14 protein-coding genes and 1 tRNA gene are annotated in these 19,200 nt (G+C 37.3%); 6 read left to right on the forward strand and 9 right to left on the reverse strand.

Annotation, left to right across the window (positions count from 1 at the left end; genetic code table 11):
• The gene (locus tag DC53_RS07695) at positions 1-2,541 is read right to left on the reverse strand and encodes a serine/threonine-protein kinase (protein WP_007375958.1); all 2,541 of its coding nucleotides are present in this window, start codon (positions 2,539-2,541) and stop codon (positions 1-3) included.
• Positions 2,542-2,662: 121 nt separating this feature from the next.
• Between DC53_RS07695 and DC53_RS07690 the strand changes: the two genes are divergently transcribed.
• Positions 2,663-3,634, forward strand: a complete 972-nt coding sequence (locus tag DC53_RS07690) for an FHA domain-containing protein (protein WP_033030455.1) — start codon at positions 2,663-2,665, stop codon at positions 3,632-3,634.
• A gap of 131 nt (positions 3,635-3,765) precedes the next feature.
• Here DC53_RS07690 and DC53_RS07685 read toward each other — a convergent pair whose 3' ends face one another.
• The 4 genes from DC53_RS07685 to DC53_RS07670 form a co-directional block, all read right to left on the reverse strand.
• The gene (locus DC53_RS07685; RefSeq protein ID WP_007375956.1) at positions 3,766-4,941 is read right to left on the reverse strand and encodes a mandelate racemase/muconate lactonizing enzyme family protein; all 1,176 of its coding nucleotides are present in this window, start codon (positions 4,939-4,941) and stop codon (positions 3,766-3,768) included.
• A gap of 26 nt (positions 4,942-4,967) precedes the next feature.
• The gene (locus DC53_RS07680) at positions 4,968-5,735 is read right to left on the reverse strand and encodes a class II aldolase/adducin family protein (protein ID WP_010554363.1); all 768 of its coding nucleotides are present in this window, start codon (positions 5,733-5,735) and stop codon (positions 4,968-4,970) included.
• 164 nt (positions 5,736-5,899) lie between these two features.
• Complete coding sequence (locus tag DC53_RS07675; RefSeq protein ID WP_033016362.1) at positions 5,900-6,223, reverse strand: c-type cytochrome; 324 nt, start codon at positions 6,221-6,223, stop codon at positions 5,900-5,902.
• Positions 6,224-6,403: 180 nt separating this feature from the next.
• Complete coding sequence (locus tag DC53_RS07670) at positions 6,404-6,943, reverse strand: DUF2058 domain-containing protein (protein WP_002957867.1); 540 nt, start codon at positions 6,941-6,943, stop codon at positions 6,404-6,406.
• A 197-nt stretch (positions 6,944-7,140) separates the two neighbouring features.
• Between DC53_RS07670 and DC53_RS07665 the strand changes: the two genes are divergently transcribed.
• Positions 7,141-8,289 (forward strand): MFS transporter, encoded by a 1,149-nt coding sequence (locus DC53_RS07665; protein WP_033030457.1) that lies wholly within the window; start codon positions 7,141-7,143, stop codon positions 8,287-8,289.
• Here DC53_RS07665 and DC53_RS07660 read toward each other — a convergent pair.
• Together DC53_RS07660 and DC53_RS07655 are read right to left on the reverse strand one after the other, a co-directional pair.
• Positions 8,256-8,756, reverse strand: a complete 501-nt coding sequence (locus tag DC53_RS07660) for a prolyl-tRNA synthetase associated domain-containing protein (protein WP_008138855.1) — start codon at positions 8,754-8,756, stop codon at positions 8,256-8,258. The genes DC53_RS07665 and DC53_RS07660 overlap by 34 nt on opposite strands.
• Position 8,757: 1 nt before the next feature.
• A complete protein-coding gene (locus DC53_RS07655; RefSeq protein ID WP_033023229.1) occupies positions 8,758-9,153 on the reverse strand; it encodes a putative periplasmic lipoprotein in 396 nt (131 codons plus the stop codon).
• 165 nt (positions 9,154-9,318) lie between these two features.
• Between DC53_RS07655 and DC53_RS07650 the strand changes: the two genes are divergently transcribed.
• From DC53_RS07650 to DC53_RS07635, 4 genes are all read left to right on the forward strand, one after another.
• Positions 9,319-9,394: transfer RNA gene (locus DC53_RS07650), tRNA-Ala, on the forward strand.
• A gap of 149 nt (positions 9,395-9,543) precedes the next feature.
• Entirely contained in the window at positions 9,544-10,806 is a 1,263-nt protein-coding gene (locus DC53_RS07645) for an ABC transporter substrate-binding protein (RefSeq protein ID WP_033030459.1), read from the forward strand.
• Between the two features lie 50 nt (positions 10,807-10,856).
• Positions 10,857-14,030: a response regulator gene (locus tag DC53_RS07640; RefSeq protein WP_239462826.1), complete on the forward strand. Its 3,174-nt coding sequence runs from the start codon at positions 10,857-10,859 to the stop codon at positions 14,028-14,030.
• Between the two features lie 63 nt (positions 14,031-14,093).
• Complete coding sequence (locus tag DC53_RS07635; RefSeq protein WP_033030464.1) at positions 14,094-16,292, forward strand: two-component system response regulator; 2,199 nt, start codon at positions 14,094-14,096, stop codon at positions 16,290-16,292.
• Positions 16,293-16,347: 55 nt separating this feature from the next.
• On the opposite strand, the gene DC53_RS07630 is transcribed toward DC53_RS07635, so the two are convergent.
• Together DC53_RS07630 and proB are read right to left on the reverse strand one after the other, a co-directional pair.
• A complete protein-coding gene (locus tag DC53_RS07630) occupies positions 16,348-17,595 on the reverse strand; it encodes a glutamate-5-semialdehyde dehydrogenase (RefSeq protein ID WP_007375947.1) in 1,248 nt (415 codons plus the stop codon).
• Positions 17,592-18,698 (reverse strand): glutamate 5-kinase, encoded by a 1,107-nt coding sequence (gene proB / locus DC53_RS07625; RefSeq protein ID WP_007375946.1) that lies wholly within the window; start codon positions 18,696-18,698, stop codon positions 17,592-17,594. The genes DC53_RS07630 and proB overlap by 4 nt, the downstream gene beginning before the upstream one ends.
• Positions 18,699-19,200 lie beyond the last annotated feature (502 nt).

Here is a 19,200-nt window from a genome sequence, read left to right on the forward strand (position 1 = left end):
TTATGTACAGAGAGAATCATAATTCTCTTTGCCTAAGAGTTTTTGAAACTTACTCTCTGTACATAACGGTTTAAACCAACCAAGTCGATAAAAAGTGGGGCTCCATCCCTTTTTAATACTTTGCTCTACAGATGCAACCGCTGAGTACTTCTCTCCTAAAATGGCCTGAATCATAGCTTTCACAAAGTATACTTCGCTTAATTCAGAACTTTGAGCTAAAGCACGATCGATACTGATCATCGCTTCTTGCCCTTTATTCAAATGAACCTGGGCTTGCGCTTTTTCTAATAATAACTCAACAACTTGTGTATCGTCTGCTATCTGTCGATCTATCTTTTTATAAATATCAAAAGCCAGTTCCTTTTTATCTAACATATATAAAATATCAGCTAGATTGAGCTGTTGCGTACTATTTATAGAGGAGAGTTCTGCTGCCTTTTGGGCATGGTGTAATGCATCTTTTAACTCCCCTTTTAAAGACAACACAATAGAGTAATTTGAATATGTTGATGAAATAGCAGTCCCTGCTGAAATTAATCGCTGGTAGTTAATTTCAGCTTCCGCTAGGTCACCTGATAACAATGAAATATCTGCGAGCGTTTGTAGCGTAATAAAATCATTAGGTGTGTAGGTAAGTATTTTTGATAAATACTCTGCTGCTTTTTGATTATTGCCTTGCATAAGGTGGGCAATAGCTAGATTCCGTGTTGCAACAAGTGTTGGCCTTATTTTATAAGCGAGCTTTGCATGCGTTAAGGAACGCGCTAAATCACCATTTCTTTTATAGTAAATTGCTAGTAATGTTTGTTTTTGAAACTCTTCAAGATCTGACTCCTGAATTTTTTGTATCACAATTTCCGCATTATACTTATCTTTAACATGCTGATGAACTTCTAACATATCAATTAAGTAAGCAGCACTATTACGATAAGTACGAGGTAAAGTATTTAAGGTTTGTTTTAATTTTTTTATAATTTCGGGATCATGTGTTTTATCATACTGACGAAGTACGATTTTACGATACAGTGGATATAGAGGTGTAAACTCGGGACTGTGTAAAATCAAATTCTCAGCATCTGCCATTAAAGATTCCGCATCACGTGAATTATTTGACACTACGCGTACTAAATTCACATATTGATCTAAAAACTCACTCTCTTTTTTTAGTGTTTGCCTACTCGCAACATTACCTGTGTATAATTTTTCAACAAAACTACTCGCTAAATTATAAATTCCCATGTAATTTTCAGTATCACTTGCACTTCTTTCTTCACGAATTAGCGTCGCATTTCCCCCATTCAGTAGGCTTAAGTTGATATCACAAGAAAGTGGAGTGCAATCTAAGTGCGTAACAAGTAATTGATCCGAATTAAGTGCTTGGCCTAAAGTGGCTAAATTTGTGTCTTTGCCTAATAATTTTTGAGTTTGTCGTATTTCAGTTTTTGAGATTAATGCATAATCAGAGTGATTTAATAAGTAATGCGCTATAGCATCATTAATTGCCAAGTTAAGCACTTGCTTTTGAGCATCTAAGAGTTTGGTTGTTTTACTAAATTCGACAGGTAACACTGCAACGTAAGTTTTGGGTTTATTTGCTTGCCAATACCAAATGCTCACACTGAGTAAACTGATGGTAATACATGACAATAATGCAAAAATGCCCCACTTATTCCTTTGTTTGTGTTTGCTAGCTAAATGAATGTCTGCCATAGAAATAGTTTCACTATTACCATTTAACGACAATAAAATACGTTTTAATTCATCAGTAACTTCTACGCAAGATGACGGTCGGTGTTTTACATTATAAGAAAGAAGACGGTTTATAAGTAGCCCCAATGGTTCTGGGATACCCGTAATAGCGCATGCATTAGCGCTGCATTTATTATTTTTTATTTGCTCTGCTATAGACTTATTAGTAAGGTCAGAAGACTGCGCACTATATGGATGTTGATTAGCGAATAATTGATAAGCAATTAATCCAAATGAAAACAAATCACTTCTAAAGTCTAACGGTTGATCATTTAGCTGCTCTGGAGACATTGCTGTTAAACTGCCAAAGCTCATGTTTTCTTCCGATTGCAAAGTATCTTTTATCTGTGAAATACCAAAATCAGCGATTTTAGCTGAACCACTTTCATTGACCAAAACGTTGCTTGGCTTCAAATCAAGGTGCAAAATATTTTGCTGGTGAATGGTTAACAACCCTTCACTTATATCAATTAATAATGCTAGCTTTTCTTGTGCAGTTAATACTTGTTTTTTTAACAAACGTTCAAGTGTTGTACCTTTAACATATTCCATTTCAAGAACCAATTGCTCACCATACTGGATGGTCTTATAAATCTGGACTATGTTTGGATGATTAAAACAAGCTAATAATTTAGCCTCTAATAGTATTTGATCTGTAACTGAAGATGATAAATCGATTACTTTGAGCGCAACTTGGCGATCTAACTTTAAATCAGTAGCAAGGTAGACTTTGCTCATACCTCCTTGTGCTAAAACGTTTAGCTTATGGTAATGCTCTTCTAATTTAAACACACTGCAACTCAATAATATTTACATTTTAATGGTTAGTGTAACTTCAAAGATTAAATAATTACAATCTATTGATATTATTTAAGTATAATAAATTATATCAATAAGAAAAAACGGATGAACCATGGCTGTTTTAAAACATATAGAATCCCAGAGTAAATTCTATTTACGTGCTTTCCACCGCTTTGGTAGATTAGTACACTCTGTAGATACTTTGCTTGATTTTCCTGAAATTACACGTATTCATGCCGTAATTGAATGGCTAAATGAGCAATGGTGTATAAATGATTTAAGCAAAAATGGCGTTTGGTTAAACGATAAAAAAATCAGTAAAAATCAAAATATACCTTTAAAAAAAGGCGATAATATCCGTTTTTCTGAAGTAAATAATGCGGTGTATCAAGTTATTTGCGTCGACCCACCAAGAGACTTATTGTTACCAGAAAATGCCTCGCATGAAGACGTCATTTTTCTAGAGCAATACCATTTTTTACCTGACAATAAGCAACCTGAAGTGATTGTCTTTTTCGACTCACAGCAGCACTGTTGGTATTATGAAACTATGCAAGATCACCTTCTGACCCTAATGAGTGATGGTCAAAATTTATATATTGGCGGACAAAGTTGGTACTTATTTCAGGCTGAATCCACCATGCAAGAAAAAACAGTTGAACTCAAAAGACAGCCTAATAATAATTTAGAGTTCATTTTTAGCCTAAGCCTCGATGAAGAATTAGCCGAACTAAAAATCAAAAAAAATAAAGTTACATTAGACTTTGATGTGCGTTCTCATCATTATTTAACCTTGCTATTAGCACGATATAAATTAAATGACATGCAAAATAATTTTGAGGCTGATGTACAGGGTTGGGTGCAAGTAAAAAAACTAGCAAAAGATTTAGGTATTAGTGAAAGTCACGTTAATATTCAAATCCATCGCGCACGAAAGCAATTTGTTGAAATACTTAATAATGAAATAATACCCAGTGCATTGATAGAACGTAAACGCGGAAAAGTCCGCTTTGGCGGAAAAACGTTTACTATTTATAAAGGAAAAAAAATAGAGTCTTCAAATTTAGAAGACAATGTAGAGTGAGCAGCAGATCATACAATAAAAAGCACTAGTGACATTTTTAGTAATAAATTAGACCGGCTGAAATAGTCGGTCTAACTTATTTTTAATAGTTTATTTTTTAAAGTGTAATATTATCAATCTCAACGCATTGGCTACTTAATTTCAACTCGCTGAGAGCGCATAACAATCTCGTCATTTAGCTCAATACCCAACCCTGGCTCTTCTGACACTTCAAAGAAACCATTTTTAGGTTGTGGGTCTTGTAAACATAACTCGCGGTTCCACTTTTTAATCGCATAAGTGTGGTGCTCATGAATCAAAAAGTTAGGGATAGCCGTTTCTAAGTGCAGTGATGCTGCTGTTGCAACAGGCCCGCCACATACGTGAGCCTGAATACGCACATCAAAGATATCTGCGTAATCACATACTTTTTTAGTTTCGGTAAAGCCACCACATAAACCAATATCAGGTTGCAGAACATCAATACTTTGATCTTCTAAATACGGGCGCACACCCCAGCGATTATACAAACGTTCACCACCAGCAATTGGCACATTAACTTTATCTGCTACTTTTGCATGCAATGAATGGTTTAGGTAGTTAACTGGCTCTTCAAAGTACATACAGTCAAATTCTTCTGCAATTTCACCCAACTGAATGGCTGTTGTCACGCCTGGTAAACTGTGGCATTCAAAAATAATGTCTACTTCGTCGCCTACTGCTTCGCGAATAGCTTGCATGCGCGCACGGTATAGCTTCATTTCAGTACGTGAAATTATTTTTGTACGGTCATAATAAGTATTACCGTCTTTATCGTACTGAATTGGATCTACTTTTACTGCATCGTAACCTTCGGCCATCGCCTTTAAAGCCGCTTCTGCATATTCTTGCGGTTGTACTAGCGCTTTAAATTCGCTATCCCAGTCAAACTGTAATTGCGATGCGTAAGTGCGTAGTTTGTCGTTAACTTTACCGCCTAATAACTGGTATACAGGTAAACCAAGCGCTTTACCTTTTATATCCCAAAGTGCGGTATCAATTGCGCTCATTGCAGCATATACAACAGGTCCGCCGCCTAAACCCCAAAAGCTTTCACGTAACATACGTGACCATAGTTTTTCTGTTTGAAATGGGTCGTGGCCGATTAAAAAGGCGTCGGCCATTTCTTTAATCATAGCCGCTGCAGCACTGTGGCCTAAATCGTAAGCAAGGCCGGCTTCGCCAACACCACTAATACCTTCGTCAGTATGAATTCGTACAAACACAGGTGTCCAAGAAGGCCTATCAGGACAGTGAATATCAAATACTTCAACGCGATTTACTTTCATTAAAATTCCTTATTAACCGCTATGGGTTATTTTGCAAAACTAGGGTCAAGTCGATACGCTTTTCGTAACATTGCAGGCCACGCAAGTTGCCCGCCGGTGCTGCCACTGTGTACTACGTTTGCTTGATTATAAATATTGTCGATTATAGGTTGCGGTACTTCAATCACCTCTTGCGAGCTTGATTGTAGCGCTAGTTGAATTTCACACGCTCGCTGTAAATCATAAAAGCGCATAAACGCATCGCCTACCGTTGGGCCTACTGTTAAGCCACCGTGATTTACCAATAACATATGGTTAGTGCTGCCCAAATCATCTTGCAGCACTTTTCGCTCGTCGTCGTTTACTGCAAGCCCTTCGTAGCCATGATAAGAAAGCGATGGCAGTGAAAACATTGAATATTGGCTAAGCGGTAATAAACCATTTTTTTGTGTAGCGACTGCGATTGTTTCTTTAGTATGAAGGTGAATAACACAATGAGCGTCTTCGCGTACCTCGTGAATCGCACTGTGAATAGTAAAACCAGCTGGATTAATACTAAATGGCGTATCGTCAATAATGTTGCCGTCTAAGTCGACCTTCACTAAATTAGAGGCAGTTACTTCATCAAAGGTTAAACCAAAGGCATTCACTAAGTAGTGGTCGGTGCCAGGCAAACGTGCTGATAAATGCGTATAGATTAAATCCCCCCAACGAAAGTGCTCTACCAGTCTATAACATGCGGCTAAATCAACACGAAGTTGCCACTCTTGTGCTGATACTTTATTTTTTAAATCGAGTTGGGGTAAATCAAACATAATAAGCCTTTTAAAACGTACATTATCAATCTGTACGAACAGATGTTTAGAAGTCTAAAGCAGTCTCTATTTTATAGCAAACACCAAACAAAACAGCCACACTATTGTGTGGCTGTTTATAAAGCTAAAATACCAATTGCATTCAAATGGTATAACTGCGTAAATTATTTTACGTTAGCGAGGTAATCTGCAATTGCGTCAAACTCTTCATCTGTTACTGTTGCAACCATGGCTTTCATGGCCATGGTCATACCGTTGTTACGTGCACCTGATTTAATGTCTTTCATTTGCGCTACTAAGTAGTCTTTATTTTGACCATTTAGCTTAGGGTACATACCCATAATTGGTGCTTTACCTTCAGCGCCATGACAGGTTTGACAATTTTTAGCGGTATAAAGTGCAGCGCCATCAGCAGCAGCTGCATTAAACGAAAAGCTTGCAGCTAAAGTAATACCTGCACCTAATAGTAGTGTTTTCATCTTGCTCATTGTATTTACTCTTCTTTTTTGACGGTTAGAAAAAACTGTTCTATTGATTGTAGTAAACAATCAAATAAAAAGCATACGTACGAAACGACGCTAGACGATCAACTTAACCAAAAACTGCTAACCCGTTTCTACTCGTTATCTATCTTAACAAACAAAAATGAGCTTCCCCTTAATAACTTATTACCAAACTATATCATCTGGTACTTCAAAGTCTGCATATGGGTCGTCTTCATCTTTTGGCTTGTTTTCAGGCTCTACATGAAAAACAATATACTTTTCGTCAACTTCAGCCACTTTACGCGCAGGTTCATCGTCTAAAACGTAAAATTGCCCTTCTAGTACACAGATAGCTAAACGACCACCCGATAACGCTTTTTGCGTTTTCTCGTTCACATCGATATTTTTTACTTTGTTTTGATAAGTAAAATTAAACGTGCGCTCACCACGAATAGCGTCTTGGTTGTGATGCTCTAAAATTTGTTTAACACGCGCTTCTTGTTCGCGCTGCTTTAAGCTAACTTGGCGTGTTTGGTTAAGCTCTTCAGCCTTTTTTTGCTGCTCTAGCTTGGTTTGTTGGATGTGCTTTTGCAGATCACTTGGGTTACTAGTAGCCCCTTTCTTTTGCTTTTTTTGTTGCTTACGTTTTTCTGATTTAGCAACTTTAGCATTATGCGATGTTGTTAATCCTGCTTGAAGCAATTGGTCTTGTAATGAACCCATGGCTTTGTTCCACTAAAAACTAATATTAAGGTTATTTTAATCACCAACGAGTCTAAATAACAGCGCTATCGACATTAATCTAACAAACTAGTTAAAACAAACCATGATATAGCGCAAAGAGCGTGCTTTTAATTATGAATTAAAAGCAATTTTTAATACAATGCCGCCTAACCAATCAGCAAATGTACAAGGCATAAATGCGTTTACCTCACCTACTCGTTTGCTCGGTATTTATATTTTTTGTACTTTATGCGCCACAGCCCTTACTCAGTCTTTTTGCGAATGAGTTTAATGTAGCCCCTGCGGTAGCTGGCAGCTTAATGACCGCAACTATGCTGCCCTTGGCCATTGCACCACTTGTTTATGGTGTACTTTTAGCAAAACGCAACCCATTACTCGTATTGCGTATTGCAATGGTATTTTTAGGACTTAGTAGCCTGCTTTTCATTTATGTACCGAGCTTTGAACTTTTGCTCTTGGTTAGATTTCTACAAGGTTTAACGCTTCCAGCAGCTTTAACAGCAATGACCAGCTATATAGGCATGAGCTACAGCGCAGATGCCCTTCAAAAAAATATGACTCTGTATATTGGTAGCAGTATAGTTGGAGGTTACTTTGGCCGCGTACTCGCCGCTTTGTTTAGCGATTTGTGGCATTGGCAAAGTTTTTATTATGTTATTGCTTTTATGCTTATTTTTTTTGCTTTAACAATTAAGCATTCTCGCTTTTCAAACCCAGCTACACCGTCGCAGCTCTCCCCTCTAGATTACCTTAAACAACTTAAAGAAGGTGCTGTACTTAAAGTGTATGGCGCCGTTTTTTGTATGTTTTTTTGTTTCGCTGCACTACTTAATTACTTACCGTTTATATTACAAAACACGTTTTTAATTACCAATACTCGTGACATAGGTTTAGTTTACAGTGGTTATTTAATTGGTGCACTCGCCTCTATTACTGCACCTTGGTTGCTTAAAAAAACACCTTCAGCTTGGCATCTTTTAGTCGCTGTATTTAGTTTTTATAGTGTGAGTATCATTTTATTAATGAGCCACCAACTTAGCTTATTTTTAATCGCATTTACTTTGTTTTGTGGGGCAATGTTTGTAATCCATTCAACTGCAGCGCCGCTCGTTAACAAAATAAGTAAAGCCCCACCAAGCGTAACCAATGGCGGGTATGTATCATTTTATTACAGTGGTGGTGCATTAGGGTCGTTATTACCCGGTGTGGTATACCAACATTATGGGCAAACAGCGTTTATGTTTACGCTGCTTGCGGTTTGCTTATGCGGTTTATCGTTAATTGTGTGGGCTTATTTTGAGGGTAAAAATACAACTCGCGGTTGATGCTTTGTGTAATTAAAAAAAGTTTCTAAGTCAGCCTTGCTAAGCAACCATGTTTGGGTATTTTCAAATGGATGACAATGGAACAAATCGCCACCCCAAATATCTTGGTCAACCCATAAGCTCACTTCGTTTTGCTTATCATTTAAAAGAGCCAACATAGATACACACCCAGGAGCCACTTTTAAATATTTAGCTAGCCGCTCACTTGATGCAAACCCTAAGCGTGAAAGACCTTGCTGCTTTGACAATACCTTTAAGTCGAGTTGTTTATCGTGCGCTGTAATAACTAAAAAATGTCGCTTACCCTCATTGTCACGTAAAAATAAATTTTTAAGACGTGTACCTGGGCGCTCAATCATAAACTCATCAGCCGCTAAGCTAGTATGCAGCGGCGGATGCTCTATTACATCGTAATTAATATCTAGGTGCGCTAAAAGCTCTGCTAACTTAGTTTTATCAGCCAACATATTACAAACAACGTCCTCTTAATTGCACACTCAAATCTCGCCATATAACGTCATTGACTTCGTGTTCGTTATCGCAATACTGACGCTCTTTTAGCTCTTGATTTAATAACTCAACAGCTTGGTCTTCTAGCTGCAACTTTAAAACACTCGACTCTTCAAAATGCTCTTGCTCAATATATTGCTTAACCTCACCACGACTTGGTCTGTTATTAGGACCACGGTCAAGATTAAAGTTTTCACGATGCTTAGCTTTTACTGAAACAACATAAGCAAAAATTTTATTACCTTGCGCATCTTTTTTTTCATGAAACTGTTTGTTGTTTATTTCAAAAGGAGGCCCGTCACTTGACGCACAACCTGCGAGTAAAACCATCATCACTAGAACACTTTTTTTCATGTTTTTTGTCGTTTTAGTTTGTAATTAAGCCGAGTCTATCAAAATTTGTCATAAACAGTAAAAATTAGCGAAAAAATACTTGACCAAATTTATAAAAAAATTTAAAGTTCGTCCCGCTTGGAACTCAGCAGCCAAGTAATTACGTAAATCGTAATTTAGGAATGTGGGGCTATAGCTCAGCTGGGAGAGCGCCTGCCTTGCACGCAGGAGGTCAGCAGTTCGATCCTGCTTAGCTCCACCACTTTCCTAACTCCTCATCAAAAAACAAAAACTATTTTTTCGTAGTGTTAATTACTTTCTTTTCTAACTAATTTTTATAACTTTCAACTTGAGTCTTTACAACTTATTAGCTATATATAATGTCATATGTATTAATGCTTTAGGCTTATCATGGACACCCCTAAGCGCTCAACGTTAAAAAAACTTGCTGTTATTGGTTTGACTGCTGGCGCGATTACGCAAGCTCCTTATGTTTTTGCCCGAAAAAAAGTCACTTTAAGAGTCCTTGGTACACATGTCACATTACAAGATGCTATTCGAAAACAAGCGATGAGCGACTTGGGTATTAATATCGAATTTACACCCGCAGGCAGTGCAGCCGTTTTACAAAGAGCGTCAATGGCCCCAAGCTCCTTTGATCTATACGAACAATGGTCAAATAGCATAAATGTGCTGTGGAATGCAGGCTCTATACAGCCAATAGAAAAAAAACGACTCACTTACTTTAATGAAATTAACAACCTTACTAAAACAGGAAAGCTCACCGAAAATGCAAATATTGGTGCAGGCGATGCTCCGTATAAATTATTAAATGTCCAACCCGATGGTACATTAAGCGAGCACGAAAGCGATCACATAAGCTTTTTGCCTTATGTGCACAATGTTGACTCTTTTGGTTACAACACTGATTTCATCAAACCAGGTATAGCTTACGAAACAGAAAGCTGGAGTTGGCTATTAGATGATACGAACCGAGGAAAAGTAGCCATTGTAAATGCCCCTACTATCGGATTATTCGATTTGGCCTTAGCTGCACAAAGCAAAGGCCTCATAAAATTTAATAAGATCGGTTCAATAACGCGTTCAGAAATGGATCGACTCTTTAGTATATTACTTGATTTTAAACGCCAAGGTCACTTTAGTGGGTACTGGAACTCTGTGCCAGAATCAATCGAGTTTATGAAGAGCAAACGTGCGCATATAGAGAGCATGTTCTCACCAGCAGTAGCCGCGCTTAATAGCCAAGGTGTTAATGTGCGCTTTGCCGCTCCAAAAGAGGGTTACAGAGGCTGGCACGGTGTGATGTGCTTATCGTCACAAACACAAAATAGCGTTAAAGATGCTGCTTACGATTATATGAATTGGTGGTTATCAGGTTGGCCGGGGGCTTTTATAGCTCGTCAAGGTTATTACATTAGCAACCCTGAACGCTCAAAGCCACTACTGAGTTCTTCTGAATGGGACTACTGGTACGATGGTAAAGCAACTGAAATAGACTTACGAAATACCAACGGTGATATAACGATAAAAGCAGGAGAGGAACGAAATGGAGGTAGTTATCTCAAACGTTTCAGTAATGTTGCAGTATGGAACAGTGTTATGCCAACCTACGATTACAGTTTGCAAAAATGGCATGAGTTAATTAGTCGCTAATGAAAATTCGTTCGATAAAATCAAAAATAATTTTAGCTTTGTGCTTACTTATGAGCTTATTAGTACTGCAAAGCTATTTATTTAATTATTCACAAAAATCATTATTAAACTTACAAAAAGCACAACACAATGCACTGATGCAAAATGAAAGTGTAACGCGTTTAGAAAACGATGTTATTTCACTGCAAAGTCAGGCGATTGCTTATGTTGATAAAGCAAATCAAAATACAATCGAAAAATTCGACCTTTATTTAAATGAAGCAAATAAAAACCTCAATCTCTTAAAAAGCAATTCTGTAGAGCATTCTTTAGAGTATCAAAGTGCACTAAACAGACTTGGTGACTACCTAAGTAACTATCAAGACACGTTCAATCAAATTGTGATGAATCGAACTAAACGAGAGCAACTTTACATAACGCAATTTAAACAACCTATTACAGATCTAAAAATACAGATAACGAAATTAGAAACGCAAGCTTCCCCTAAAAGCAAAGCTATTTTTAGCGATATATTGCTTACTATAAGCAACCTAGAGCACGCGGTAGTAAGTTACCTGTATAAACCTAATTTTGACGAAGCACAAAATGTTAATAAAAACCTTGAGCATTTACACTCAAAATTAGCGAAAGCACCTAGCATAAGCAGTGTCTCCATGAACACGATTACAAACTTAAAGAAAGCTTACAGCCAATTAATGCTGCTGACACGTAGCTACACTTTTTCGATTAATGTTGTGCTTACTGGTATTGAAAACGAATTACTCTATTTAGCTAATCAAGTCAAAAAAACTGAAAAACTGAAATTTAATGAAACTGAAAAACAGCTCAGCTCCCACCTAATAAGCTACACAGAACAAGCGAATTTATTCGCTTTATTAATTACGATTATTGTTATATCAGTCGGCTACTTTATTTTTAGATCGGTCATTAAACCAATTACTCAGTTAACCACTTTACTAAACGATATGAGTAATGAAAAACAAGTTACGCTCAATAAAAACCATCATAATCAAAGCGAGATATCCGCAGTAATAAAAGCAGCAAATATGTTGTATCAAAAAAATCAGCAAACCAAAGAGTTACTGATTGAAACGCAGGCGTTAAATATCCAAATGGAGACTATGAACAAAGAGCTTACAGTTGCGATAGCACAAGCCAAAAGTGCTAACAAAACAAAAAGTGACTTTGTGGCAAATATGAGTCACGAGCTGCGAACACCAATGAATGGCGTATTAGGTATGCTACAGCTTTTAAGAGACAGTACTTTACCTACTAAACAGCAACATTACGCAGACAAAGCATATTCAAGTGCACATAATTTACTGCATATCCTGAATAATATTTTAGATTTTTCTAAACTTGAATCAAAAAAAATAAAAATAGAAGAAATACCATTTACTCTCGACTCTATTGTAAAAAACACGGGCAATTTATTTAAAGATACCGCGAATCAAAAAGGCTTAGCACTTGAATTTAATCTACATGCTGACCCACATTTAGAGCTGATAGGGGATCCATTTCATCTGAACCAAATCATCAATAATTGCGTCGGAAACGCAATAAAATTCACTGAACATGGGAAAATTCAGTTAATTGTAGAAACAATATCCCAACAAAAAAACATAATTGATTTAAGGTTTTGTATTAAAGATACAGGCGTAGGAATTGAACCTGAACAGGTCGAGAAAGTATTTAACTCTTTTTATCAAGGTGATGCTTCTATTACTCGCAAATACGGTGGCACGGGGCTTGGGTTAACTATTAGCCAACAATTTACAAAAGTACTCGGTGGAAAAATTCAAATTCGAAGCGAAAAAGATAAAGGCAGTGAGTTTTATTTCACCTTACCATTTAAACTTTCACCACAACACAGACAAAAAAAACGAGCCTTACTCATTACGCCACAAAAAGAACAAGCTGCCCAACTTGTGTCTTTACTCAGCAGTGTTGGAATAACACCCGAAACAACAGAAGAGCCGCTACGCGCTCTCGCTAAAATATCTCAACCAAGCTCTCCTTTTGATATTGTCATTTTGTCATTGACACAAGAAGAAGCCCAAAACAGTATTATTCTTCAAAAACTCACTGAAAGCAGTCAGCTATCTAAAAACAATTTAAAAATCATCATAATAATTACGGATACCGATCAGCCTCACCCCCAGCCAACACAAAAAAATGTACATATTATAAATAACAGTTACAAACAGTCGGATATCTTAAAATTACTTGCATCTGAAAGCAAAGCAAGCATCACCCCAAAGCCTGATAACTTGATTAAATTTACTGGTATAAAAGCACTCATTGTTGACGATAACCCTCTGAATATAGAAATCACCTCTGCAATGTTAAAAAAATTAGATCTAGACATTGTAACGGCAATGAACGGGCTGGAAGCCGTTGAGTGTGTTAAAAACAATATATTCGACATTATTTTTATGGATATTCAAATGCCAGTAATGGATGGTATTTTAGCCACCAGTAAAATTAGAGAAAATGGTGAAACGCTACCAATAGTTGCATTAACCGCGGCAGTACTTCCTGAGGATAAAAAGGCAGCTATTGATGCAGGTATGAATGACTTTTTAACCAAGCCCCTCATTTTTGATATGCTATTTCAAAGCCTTGAAAAGAATTTATCAACGCCCCAAAGTGGTTTACTCATTAATATCCCTCTAGCACTTGATAACTTAGATAATAATGAACGTTTGCTAAATAAATTGATTACACAGTTCGCGATAGACTATGAAAACTTTATTGTAAAGTTTCAAAAGCTACAAGAAACTAATAATAATATTGAACTTGCTCGCCATGTTCATGCAATAAAGGGTTTAGCGGGCACTTTAGGATTAGAAGTTTTAGAGCAGCTAGCTAAAAAAATTGAATCTCAAATACGCAATAAAGAAGTTGTTTCATTTTCACTGTTTAGTGAGCAATTTGTAATTACTTTGCATGCAATTAAACAGTATCTAACAACTCAACGCCTTAGCGAAGATGTCAATTTAGAGGGCAATGAAAATGCAAGCGAACTTACAACCCTTATTGATAAAATTTATGAATTAACAATTAACTCAAAGCCAATTCCTAGCAGCTTAGTAAGAAGCTTAAATGGCTTCACTTTGAAATCTCCCCATCCTTTACTCGGACTTAAGTCGGCAATAAATCAATTTGACTATCAATTAGTATTAGAGTTGATAAGCCAATTTCGTGATGACAATTTAAATTAGCCAAGCGTAAAAAACTAAGCTAGATTAGATATTAAAGACTCAAAAGGATTGAATGTGCATTCGATGTATCCGGCTAAAAATATTAGTGAAGCTCAAGATAAAAAACACAAACCCTTAGTGTTAATTGTTGATGATGAGCCAAATAATCTTCATGTATTAGTTGAAGGGTTACTTGCTGACTATGACGTAAGAGTATCTATTAGCGGCGAACAAGCCCTAACTTTTATAGAATCAACACGCCCTGATTTAATTCTGCTTGATATAATGATGCCGGGTATGGATGGCTATGAAGTATGTGAAATATTAAAATCACGCCAAAATACCAAAGGAATCCCCATTATTTTTGTGACAGCACTGACCACTGAAGACTCAGAAGAACATGGGTTTGAATTAGGTGCTATTGATTATATCCACAAGCCTTATAAACTTGCTTTAGTAAGAGCCAGAATTCGTACTCACATAACATCGCAAGGTATGTTAGACCGACTTATAGAGAAGAACTTTGACCTGCACGATAAGCTCCTTGAAATAGAATCTCTAGCACAAGAATTAAGTGAAAGAGAAGAGGAGCTTAAGCAATTATCATCTAAACAAAAACTTTTCTATCAGGCGTTGGTGAGTACTGCCGATGGTGTTGTTATTACTGATTCCGATGGAAAAATAATTGCCGTTAACCCTTCATTTTGCCGTATCACAGGCTTTACTGAAGCCGAAGCGCTAGATATTAAGTTACATAAGCTAAAACAAAATAATCAACCTGGCATTAGTTTTAATAATGTTTGGCTCCACGCAAACAAAGCCGGCTATTGGAGCGGAGAGCTCGTTACGCGTCGTAAAAATGGTGAGCTATATCCTGAATTACTGACACTAAGTATGGTAAAAGGTGAACAAGACTCAAATGTTCATTTCATTGGTGTATTTAGTGATATTTCGAGTTTGAAAGTAACTCAAGAACGCATTGACTACCTTACTTGGCATGACGAACTAACCGCTTTACCTAACCGAAACGGTTTTCTAAAGCAGCTAGAACAACAATTACAGCGATGTTCTTTAGACAATAACTATGCTTATATTTATATAATAGACATAGACAGCTTTCACTCAATTAATGATGGCCTTGGTTTGTTAGCAGGCGACAAAGTTCTTAAAGAACTTGCCAATCGTATCCATAATAAACTTGATAAAAAAGATGTTATTGCACGCTTAGGCAGCGATGAATTTGCCGCTTTGAGTAGTGTTGACAAAGGCGTTGGTCGACTAAGATCACAAGAAATTGCAGAACATAAGGCACAAGAGCTATTAAGAGTTATTAACGAGCCTTTCATAATTGATGATCAACAAATAAGTATTACAATTAGCATCGGCACCTATATTTTCCCTAGAGAAGATCAGTGGGAAAATGCGATTGAAACGATCAGAAACTGCGAAGCTGCTTGTTATAAAGCAAAAGAAAAAGGCGGTAATAGAGTCACTTTCTTTGATAACTCTTTTGGTGAACAGGCAAAGCGCCGCTTTGAAATTGAACAAGACTTACGAAAAGCAATATCGCAAAATGAATTAACACTTTATGTTCAGTCTCAATTTGATAGTCAGCAAAAGTTAAAAGGTGGCGAAGTGCTCTTACGGTGGATGCATCCTGAGAAAGGCTTTATTAGCCCCGCTGAGTTTATTCCTATTGCTGAAGAGTCAGACATTATTTATGAACTAGACTCATGGGTACTTACAAATTCTTTGTCGCTTATTCAACAGTTAGATGATCGTCATTCAACACTGAGCTTATCGGTAAATATTAGTGGTAGACACTTTCATGAAGCACGTTTCCTATCATTATTAAAAACTAAAATAGAGTTTTACGAAATAAAACCAAACCAGTTAACTATCGAAATTATTGAAGGCACCTTACTCAATCACATAGAGTCCGCCATTGAGGCGGTACAATACCTAAAAAACTTAGGTGTTCGTGTATCCATTGATGACTTTGGTACGGGTTATTCAAGCCTTACCTACCTCAAACAATTGCCTATTCAAGAATTGAAGATAGACCGCTCATTTGTGTTTGATGCGCCGACTGATAACAACGATAAATTAATTATTGATATGATTGTTAGCTTAGGAAAGCTATTTCAGTTGAAAGTTGTTGCCGAAGGAGTAGAGAATCAGTCCCACTTTGATTTATTCCAAGAGTACCCTGAAGTAATTATGCAAGGCTATCATTTGCATAAGCCAGAACCAGCAAGTGATTGGATAAAAAAATTAAAATAAACCACAAATACAGCAAAGCCGAGCAATGCTCGGCTTTATTACTTACATCGTTAATTTATTCACGAACTTGGCCTTCGCCATTTACTAAGTACTTCTCAGTAGTGAGTGATTCAAGCCCCATTGGACCGTATGCATGAAGCTTGGAGGTCGCTATACCAATCTCCGCACCTAGACCCAATTGTGAGCCATCAGAAAAGCGAGATGACGCGTTAACCATTACTACAGAAGCATCAACACTGCGTTGAAATAACTCTGCGGCAGTTTGATTTTTAGTACAAATCACTTCGGTGTGGTTTGAACCGAACTGTGCAATATGCTCAACTGCTGCCGTAAAGCTTGGAACAACGCGAATAGCAATTTCTAAATCTAGATACTCTTCACCAAATTCATCATCAGCTAAAACGGTTGCGTTATCAAAATATTTAGCTGCAAAACTGTCTGCATTTATTTTCACACCTTCTTGGCGTAATACGACTGCACACAGATTTAAAAACTCATCTGCCACATCTTGATGAACAACTAAGCCCTCTAGTGCATTACAAACACCGGTACGCTGCGTTTTACCATTAAGTAGTAAGTTAAGGGCTACTTCTAGATCTGCATCTTTATCCACATATAGATGACAAACACCTTTGTAATGCTGAATTACAGGAATCGTACTGTTTTCAGTAACAAAGTTGATTAAGCCTTCGCCGCCACGTGGAATAATTAAATCAATACTTTCGCGTTGCTGCATTAACTCCATTAATAGCGCACGATCTGGATCTGGAATCACTGAAATAAGTGATACTGGTAAGTTATGCTTTTCAAGTACGCTATGCATCACACTTGCGATAGCTTGTGAACTTCTAAGTGCTTCTTTACCGCCACGTAAAATTACGCCATTACCTGATTTAAAACATAATGCACCAGCGTCTGCTGTCACATTCGGGCGTGCTTCGTAAATCATACATACAACGCCAAGAGGTACGCGCATTTTACGAATTTTGATACCGTTTGGACGCTCGGTAATATCTCGTAGCTGACCAACAGGATCATCAAGGCTTACTATAACTTCAATGCCTTGTGCCATTGATTCAATACGCTCATCGTTTAACGTTAAGCGGTCGATCATTGAGGCAGCTAAGTTATTGTCGCGTGCTGCGCTTAAATCACTTTCATTTTCTTTTATTATAAATGCTTTTTGCTCTCTTAATGCCGCTGCCATTTCAACTAATACTTGGTTTTTAGTCTCGGTATCGAGTAAAGCAAGTGTATGTGCAGCTTTAGCTGCCTGACGTGAAATGTCCGTAATTAAACTCATGACTTCTCCAATAATGCGATATGTTTTTCAGATATAACTGGTCCAATTGAATCCTGCATTTTTTCGCTGAATTCACTCTGTTCGTTGTCTGCAATAAAGTTTAACAAACAGCTACTGTAATTTGCGGTCGCTTTAGCTAGACGCGTACCGTCTTCACTTCGTACTAAAATGGTATCACCGATAGCAAATTCACCGTGTACTTCAACGATCTCATCGCCGCGAATACACCCAGTTTCACCTTCTAATGACTCATCAAACGACCCATCAACAACAACTTCACCTTGCTCGTTTGCTGTATGTGTCATCCAATGTACAGAATCTTGCATTGGCTTTTCGTATGGCGAAAAAATAGTACCTGGATTTTCTCCAGCTAATAATCGAGTAAATGTTTCTTCTTTAAAGCCATTAATAATATAAGTGGCTATACCGTGTGATGTTGCCTTTTCCGCAGCCTCTATTTTGGTTTTCATACCACCGGTGCCTACAGCACTCGTAGCACATCCTGCCATAGCATAAATAGATTCATCAATTGATTTTATTTCAGGTAATAAAACAGCATCGTCGTGCAAATTAGGATTTTTATCATATAACCCATCAACATCCGAAAAAATCAGTAAAGCATCTGCATCTGCTGCAGCGGCAACCATAGCGGATAAATTATCGTTATCACCTACTCGTAAATCGTCTGTTGTCACAGCATCATTTTCATTGATGATTGGTAGCACACCGTGCTCAAGTAACGTAAATACGGTTTCCCGAATACTTTGATAACGCTCATGATCACGTAAGTCACCATGAGTTAGTAGTAATTGCGCAGATGGAAAGTCGAAAAAACGGTCCCACATGGCAATCATTTCTGTTTGGCCTGCTGCCGCCATTGCCTTTTTCATTACAACTGAACGTGGTTTATCTGATGGAAACAAGTGCGCGCCAGCCGCTACCGAACCAGACGAAACCAGGATCACCTCAATACCACGCGCACGGCAACGAACAATAAACTGTGCGATGGTTAATATATAACGTGAACGGCAGCCATCGTGATCCGGTGCAATTAAAGCGCTGCCTACTTTAAGTACAATGCGTCGCCAATTTAACTTTTGCATAAATGCTCAACTTTTCATTTTATTTGCGCTCACTACTCGTGAGCTAAAACTAAGTAGCTAGGTATAAAACCTTGCTTCGAATTTATTTATCGTTTGACAGCACTTTTAAACGCACACAAAAAGGCCAAATCTAAAACGTTGTTTTAAATTTAAGCTCAGATATAAAGTAGCACCCACCCAGTGTTATGAGCAGTACCAATAAGAAAGTTTAAAAGTATTGTTTATGCATCGCTGTAAAAAGCTGTGTGTGGCTTTTCTATTAACAACATACATAGAGCCTCTAGAGTCTGATACACCAACAGATAGGGTGAAGACTCAAGGACCGAGATTTAATCGCCACGATGGGGATTAAATATTGAAAAGTAATAGTTCAACTCAAACCTTTATTTGTTAAATAAAATAAACAAACTTGTCCAGTAAAACCATACTTAAGAATTCGGAAAATAAAATTTTAACGTTCAGATACTAATTTAGTATCCAAAACATGATTATAAGCAGTAAA

The sequence above is a fragment of the Pseudoalteromonas fuliginea genome, from assembly GCF_000690055.1.
Lineage (GTDB): Bacteria > Pseudomonadota > Gammaproteobacteria > Enterobacterales > Alteromonadaceae > Pseudoalteromonas > Pseudoalteromonas fuliginea.